This window comes from Phormidium pseudopriestleyi FRX01 (assembly GCF_017313335.1).
GTDB lineage: Bacteria > Cyanobacteriota > Cyanobacteriia > Cyanobacteriales > Laspinemataceae > Laspinema > Laspinema pseudopriestleyi.
Genome location: NZ_JAFLQW010000201.1, coordinates 1 through 7542, shown reverse-complemented (window position 1 = coordinate 7542; position 7542 = coordinate 1). Strand labels below are relative to the sequence as shown.

6 protein-coding genes are annotated in these 7542 nt (G+C 44.9%); 3 read left to right on the top strand and 3 right to left on the bottom strand.

The genetic code is table 11. From position 1 onward, the window contains the following. Positions 1–132 precede the first annotated feature (132 nt). The gene (locus tag J0895_RS07305) at positions 133–1725 is read right to left on the bottom strand and encodes an Hsp70 family protein (RefSeq protein WP_207087447.1); all 1593 of its coding nucleotides are present in this window, start codon (positions 1723–1725) and stop codon (positions 133–135) included. Positions 1726–2505: 780 nt separating this feature from the next. Between J0895_RS07305 and J0895_RS07300 the strand changes: the two genes are divergently transcribed. Then, on the top strand, positions 2506–4047 hold the full coding sequence (locus tag J0895_RS07300; protein ID WP_207087446.1) for a methyl-accepting chemotaxis protein: 1542 nt from the start codon (positions 2506–2508) through the stop codon (positions 4045–4047). 198 nt (positions 4048–4245) lie between these two features. Here J0895_RS07300 and J0895_RS07295 read toward each other — a convergent pair whose 3' ends face one another. After that, positions 4246–4623, bottom strand: coding sequence for a histidine triad nucleotide-binding protein (locus tag J0895_RS07295; RefSeq protein ID WP_479724797.1), 378 nt, complete (start codon positions 4621–4623; stop codon positions 4246–4248). Positions 4624–4726: 103 nt separating this feature from the next. Further along, positions 4727–4897 carry a photosystem II assembly protein Psb34 gene (gene psb34 / locus J0895_RS07290; protein WP_207087445.1) on the bottom strand — a complete coding sequence of 57 codons (171 nt, stop codon included), beginning with the start codon at positions 4895–4897 and terminating at the stop codon, positions 4727–4729. 800 nt (positions 4898–5697) lie between these two features. Between psb34 and hpsL the strand changes: the two genes are divergently transcribed. Beyond that, positions 5698–7350, top strand: a complete 1653-nt coding sequence (gene hpsL, locus J0895_RS07285) for a hormogonium polysaccharide biosynthesis protein HpsL (RefSeq protein ID WP_207087444.1) — start codon at positions 5698–5700, stop codon at positions 7348–7350. A 79-nt stretch (positions 7351–7429) separates the two neighbouring features. Then, positions 7430–7542: glycosyltransferase (locus tag J0895_RS07280; RefSeq protein ID WP_207087448.1), on the top strand; the 113-nt coding region annotated here is incomplete at its 3' end.

Genomic DNA, 7542 nt, shown 5'->3' with positions numbered 1-7542 from the left:
TTATTCTTCTGGAGTGCGAGCATCTTGCTCGCTAGGGCAATAGCGAGCAAGATGCTCGCACTCCACATCGGATCTATCAACGCATTCCTGATTGCGATCTGTACCTCATGAGTTCGGAAACTGCTATCTTGTTCAACTCAATTGCACAACTGCTTGGTCCTCCACCAGGATTTGAGTGGTGAATAAATCTTCCACGGTAATTCGCAAAAAGCGCTGTTCATCGACTTGAAATAACACCTTCACCCGATCGCTCCCTGGATGTCCCGGAGGATTGAGTTTAGCGATGCTTCTGGCCCCCTCTTTATCATTCAAGGGTTGCACGGCTATTTTGCCCGTTTGCAATCGCTTGGTTACCAGGCGATCGCCATCAAAATACACCTCCGTTCCTCCCGTATCTGACCCTAATTCCCCAATAATTAACTCAATACTCGGCTGATTATCTAACGATGCACCCAGCATTAATTCCACAGATTCACTCATGGGATAGGGTTGTCCTTCCCGAACTAAGGGATGCCAATTGTGGCATTGATTGCGCCGGTCCCAATAGCGAATGCCATAACTGTGATAGAGGAAATCTTTGATTTCTATCCCTTGACTCAGTTGCAGCGCACCTTGGGCGACAGCTTCAAACGGGCGATCGCACCGAATCTTGGTCTCATCAAAATATTGCTTGACCCAATTTTGAACCGATGGAATCAGTGCCGTTCCCCCCACTAATAACACGGCATCAATATCAGCAAAATCCAATCCCTGCCGTCGCGCTTGCTGACTCACCTGATTCATGGCATCATCCAAAGACTCAAAAAATTGATGTTTTTCCAGAATTTCCTCAAATCCACTGCGGTCTAATTCTAAGGAATAAGTCTCCAAAGTTTCATCATTAAAATAAACCTCTTTCGCTTGTTTTTGTAAAGAGAGTTGAATTTTCAATCTTTCCGCCAAGCGCATTGTTAGAGGGGTTTTGACCATTCCTTGAGTTTCAGCAAAATAATCCACTAACCAATTATCCAAATCACTGCCGCCTAAGTTCTTCCCCGCCTTGGCTAAAACCCTAGCCGTTTTAACTTTCTGTCCGGAACTTTCAGCAAAGAGTTTATCCCCCCATTTGAGGAGAAATCCTAGAGGTTTTTTCCCGGTAGTATTATCGAGTTGGACTAAGGATAAATCTAGGGTTCCCCCGCCAAAGTCTACCACGAGCAAGTTTTCGCCTTCTGTGAGTCCATATCCCAAGGCAGCAGCGGTGGGTTCATCGATGATCCGGACTTGTTCGACTTGTAGGGATTGGCAGACTTGTCCCAACCAGTGGCGATAGGCTTCAAAGCTATCCACGGGAACGGTTAAGATTAAGGAGTCTACGGGAAGAGGGACTTGTCGCAGGGAGTTGACGAGTCCGGTAAGGAACCATTCCCCGACTTTTTCAAAGGTGATGATTTCGCCATCGAGTTCCGGAAGGAATCCCTGGATATCGGTGCCGATGCCGCGTTTAAAGCTGCGGAAGAACCGGGGGTCGGTTTTGAGGTCCAGGCCCTTGTCCCGGACTTGTTGCGCGATCGCCACTTGTTGTTTTGTGGCGTTCTCGACATACAGTAAGCTGGGAATTAAGGGTGGATTTTGACCCAACTGCCAGGATAATCCCGGTAGTTTAAGGGTTTCCGGTTGCTGGGTTGCAGAATTCCAGCGCGAAATGACCGTGTTGCTTGTTCCAAAATCAATTGCGATCGCCATTGGGCTATAGTTTCAGGGACAGTTAGGAATGCTTTAGCTAATATCTTATCGAAGCACAGGACTGGGTGATTCTTTCCCCGAGTTGAGATTGGGTTGATTCCCTCGAAAGTCAGACTCAGAAATGGAGTCTCAACAATCCTTAATCATTTATACCCAATCAGCGATCAATGATCTGAACCCTGTCTTCAGAGTATGGGTCAGTTTAGGGCATAAACCCGGGCTTTGGGAAAAAATGATTCAGGCGATCCCCCATCAGGGGCATCCCACCTAGGATTTCATGGGGAACCCTGACTCTCACGAGGTTTTAGTGGGGAGAAACAAAAAACTCTCTCAAAAATTGTTAAAACATAATGCGAATTGTAAACTATCCTGAATGGTTGGGATATCTTTCCCCATTTTGGGGAATAATTAATATGGAGTTTAAATGCGGGTTAAATTGGGAAACTAGCGCAGATTGAGTTGACAGTCCATCCCGAATTGTACTAGGGTTTTAGAGTCGGCTTAACCCTAAAGAATAAGGGGTCTAAAATCGAGTAATGATCCGCAGTAAAATCATGAAACATTGAACGGGATGACTGACATAAGGATTCACGGTTCATGAAAGAGTGATTTTAAGCCTGAAAGAACTGGATACCGGGGATGTAGCTGCGTTTCACTCGATTCAGCACAGATCTCAACGGATTTGGCTACTGCATTTTTACTTTTTATCTAAACACAACAATGACTAGAAAGTTGAAAAGAAGTCGTATTTGTGGTATTAAAAAAGGAGTATCAAAGACTATGTTTGCCAATTTAAAGCTCCGAAATCAGATGGTATTGGGATATGGCTTACCCATCGCCATTGCCATCGCCGGATTTATGGTCATTACTTATGAATCGGCCCAAAAAGTCAGTCAGTCTTTTGAAAATGTCGAATTGATTCAATCCCGACTTATCACCTTAAATGACATCACTAATACTGCATTAGGGCTGGTTAGAGAGGCCCGAGGGTATCTCGTGAATGGGAATTTAGAATATCTCAATCGATATTATAGCGCAGTCAGCGAATTTGACAACTTTGCGAATGAAGCAAAGGAACTCTATGTGCTTCCTGAAGATCGAGAAGTGATTCTGGAGATGATTGAGCTAACTAGAAACTACATCAGGTTCTTTACAGAAGTGAAAAACCTTTATGAAAGTGGTAAAAAGGAGGAGGCGATCGCTCTGTGGTCGAATCAACAAGGCACTCAATTAGTCACTCGATTTAAAGAACTCACCGATGAGTTTGAAGACAAGCAAAAAAACTTGCTATTAGAAGAAAATGAAAAGTCAATCCACACCTTAGAAGCCCTGGTGATATGGATGACATTAGGCTGCTTATTATTATTAGGAATTGCAGTCATTGTGGCTCTAATTATTTCCTCTAGTATTGCCCGAATTATCCGCCAAGAAACCAATGCGATCGCCTCCGCATCCACCCAAATTGCTTCCACTGTCGAGCAACATGAACGCACCCTCTCTCAACAAGCCACCTCAGTTAACGAAACCAGTGCCACAATGACCGAATTAGGCTCCTCCTCCACCCTCACCGCCGAGCAAGCCCAATTCTCTGAAAACAATGCCAATCAAGTCTTACAGCTTGCGGAATCTTCAGTTCAGGGCGCTCAAGAAGTCTTAACCCTCGCCGATCGCGGCATCCAAGCTGTGGAACGCACTCAGGAAGGAATGCTAGTTTTAACCGACAAAGTAGAAGCAATTGCCCTCCAAATTCTCCGATTGAGTGAACAAACCAACCAGATTAGTAACATTACCAGTCTCGTCAGTGACCTCGCCGGACAAACCAATATGTTGGCTCTCAATGCCGCAGTAGAAGCCGTTCGTGCGGGAGAAAATGGCAAGGGATTTAGTGTAATTGCCACAGAAATTCGCAAACTGGCAGACCAAAGTAAAGCCTCAGCGCAAAAAATTAGTACCCTCGTCGTTAATATAGAATCCGCTATTAATTCAACAGTAACTGTCACCCAAGATGGCAAAAGAAAAGCCGAGGAAAGTATCACCCTCTCTCGGGAAACCTCAGAGGCTTTTTCTAAGGTCTCCGAAGCGATTAATGAGGTAATTTTGACCAATCAAGAAGCCTCGCTCAATGCCATTAATGATGTAGTCCTCAATTCCCGGCAAATTTCCCTGACGACCAAACAGCAAGCGGTCGCCATTAACCAGGTGGTCACCGCCATGAACGACCTCAACAAAAGTGCCATAGAAACCGTGAACGGCATTAACCAAACCAAAATCGGCATTCATAAATTAAATGAAACCGCCCAAAATTTGAATGCCTTGGTCTAAGTAATATTTCGGATAATTTACCTAATTTGCTCCAGGTAAATAACGTCAATTTTTCATAGTAAAGACTGCCGGAATTCAAAATATTTTCTCTCTAAATCAGTACATCTATTGGGTTTAATTTATGCTTGTTATTCTTTCATTTAGGGATAGGGGCAATTGGTGAATTGCCCCTACAATTGAGGGAAATCTACAGTCGCCTCAACCGGGAGGCCAACTCAGGGAACGTCCCCCAAGAATATGTAAGTGTAAGTGATTCACCGTCTGACCCCCATCGTCACCGCAATTAATCACCACCCGATAGCCATTTTTGAGTTCGAGTTGTTCGGCGACGCGCTTAACGGTTAAGAGCAAATGACCCATCAAAGCATGATTTTGGGGTTCAGCATCGGATAATTTGGCGATCGCTTCCTTGGGAATCACCAAGACATGAACCGGCGCTTGAGGATTCACATCTCGGAAGGCGAGGCACAAGTTATCCTCATAAACGATATCAGCCGGGATTTCCCGGCTGATGATTTTACTAAAAATTGTCTCAGTCATAAAGGGTTGTTTTTTGTAAGTGCCGCTAGTTGCCATCTTACGGGAACAGGCGATCGCTGACAATTTCCTCCCGGACAAAAAAATGGCCCCTAACCAGTAGGGGCGCTTGATAGAGGAGAGTTAAATCAAAACTGGAGGATTAGCTGATGGCGACTGCGGTAAAAATTGTCAGGGCCACGAGTACCATAGAGGCCGCACCGTAAGCAATGTAGCGCTTTTGCTGTTCAGGAGACGGATACTCAGCGCGGTACATTTTCGGTTCAGTTGCAAAGTTGTTGAGAAGTCCTTGTTCGTCAGTGCTGGTGTACATTTCGTTTGTCCTCGTTGGCTTATGTAAATAAATGTAACGCAATATTAAGAAGTGTTGCAGTGACTTGACGCACGAGGTTAGGTGATGCTACTCACAGTGGAGTGACTGGCCGCATTGCTTCTGTCATCCCAATAACTAAATTTGCATAGTTTCTAGCTTGAATTTTTTTGAGAATTTCTTTGATTTTTGATCCAACATTTTGAATCAGAGAAAATTCCGGAGAATCAAAAGAGAGATAGATAAGTTTTGCTCTAGCTGTTTCAAATTTTTCAACTATCTGGCTCTTGTGAAAAGTGGCATCACCCTAAAAATACAAGCATTTTCACATAAACATAGAACCATGTTGTCACAAAAATGTTTCAAATAAATCTCTATTTTTTGATAAACTATGGGTCGGCCAAGACAATAATTTTTGTGGGATAATAAAGCAGTTAAAAAAAGATATTCTTTTCTTTTTTGTAGTTTTTAATCTTTAGATTTTTGATTTTTAATAGGTCTTGCCTGGGTTTTGATTAAGGCCCTATCTACTTCGGAATCATCAATGAAAATCAATTTCTCATAAAGAGCGCTCGAATTTCCTCCAAAACTCTACTCTCCTATGTATTGGACCTCATGAGTCCACCGAAACGCTAAGATCTGCGTGGTGATGAGGGCGATCGCCACTCCCGGAAGCTAGATATAGCCACCTGAGTGGATTTGATGTTATCAATGAGAAGTGATTAGTCGGGTTTGTGTGATTGTCCGTAGAAAGGCTCGGCGGTTCGAGGGTCTAATTCCTGGGGAAGATTCACCATTGGAATATGTTAAAAAACAAGCAAAAATCTCAGAAAAAGTCCCAAACCAATCAGGAGGCACAAGCGCCTTCTGTGAGCAAAAAAGAACTGGCTGCCCAACAAAAGAAGGTTGATCGCGAACGCAAAGCGATGATTCAATCGTTTCAGACCTATGGAGGTCTCGGTGCGGCGATCGGGATCGTACTTTTTTTTGTCGCAGACTTCAAGTTAGCGATCGCCGGAGGCGGTGGAGTAGCGGTTTTATTCCTTTCCTACAAATACCCCCGTTTGGCGATATGGGGCTTCCTCATCTATATGCCTTTTTCCGGCACCATTACCTACTGGATTGGCGGGGGAAATGCCATCTTTCAACTGGCTAAAGATGGGTTTTATGTTCCCGGGGCGATCGCCCTGTACCAGGAGATCAAGCGCAAAAAACTCCCCTTCTTAATTCCCCCCCAACTGGGTCCAGCGCTGAACATTCTATTGTTGGTCTGCCTGATGACTCTGGTGTTTGTCAACGGTGCTCAACAGTTTGGCCCCAAACCCGAAGGCCAGCCCATCCCGATGGGAATTTTGGGTCTGAAAGTCTTCCTCGGCTATATTCCCTTACTCGGATGCAGTTACTATCTAATCCGTAACAAAAAGGAATTTCTGTGGTTGACACGCACCCATGTCGTTCTGGCCTTGATCTGCTGTGGATTGGGTGTTTTGCAGTATTGGCTACTGCTGACAGGTCGCTGTGCAGGCACTCGCGGCTATGTGGGGGAAGCCCTATTTAAAGCCACCCTTGATGCTAAATGTCTCGTCGGGGGTTCCCTGGTTTTTAGTCCTGAGCAGAGTATGATTCGCTTACCCGGTACCTTTGTTGCCCCCTGGCAGTGGGCTTGGTTCCTGATTGCTAACCTCTTTTTTACCTTTGCCTCAGCCTTTAACGATCCCTCATTAGTCTGGAAGATTCTCAGTTTCCTGGGAATGGCCTTAGTATTTGTCAATTCAGTCATCTCCGGTCAACGAATTGCTCTGGCTCTTGTGCCTGTATTTGCTGTTATTCTATTGGTAGTCACCGGCCAAGTCACAAATCTGAAACGATTTATTCCCATCGCCATCGGAATTTCTATCTTAGGATTTGGGGCGATGGCACTCTTCCCGGATGTAGTTACTGAACGGATCGATAGTTTTATCAGCCGATGGAATGCTTCTCCGCCTACGGATTTTATCGCAGACCAAGCCGAATTTACCTCAAAAGGACAGGATGGCTTTTTTGGGAATGGATTAGGCCGAGCTACCAACTCCGCTCGGATGTTCGGGGATCCTAAGCTGATCGAAACCTACTACCCTAAATTACTTTATGAAATTGGCCCGGTGGGAGTAATCGGATTTCTGATTTTCGTTACGACTCTGACCTATCTTGCCTTTAAAGCCTATCGGTCTGTCAAAGATAAAAATCTCCGAGGTTATGGCGCATCCTATTGGGTTTTTATCTTGTTTATCAGCTATAACACTTACTATTATCCTCTGGATGTAGACCCGGTTGCGGTCTATTACTGGGTATTTGCCGGGTTGCTGTTCAAATTGCCTGACCTTGATCGAGAGGTTGCCCAGGAAAAACTCGAAGCTGAGGAACTCGGGTTACTAGGTGAGAAAGGGTCCTCTAAAAAGAAACAGAAAAAGAAATAAACCCGGCCCCTAAACCGCCCGGTTCCCTTGCCGATCGCCTTCAACTCCTCTAAACTCTAAACGTTCAACCCTTAACTCCATGTCTTTGCCCTCGATTTCTGTGATTATTCCCACCTACAACCGGGAAAAGGTACTCAGAGACACCCTCGCCGATGTCCTCCAACAAGACTACCCGGATTTTGAGGTCCTGGT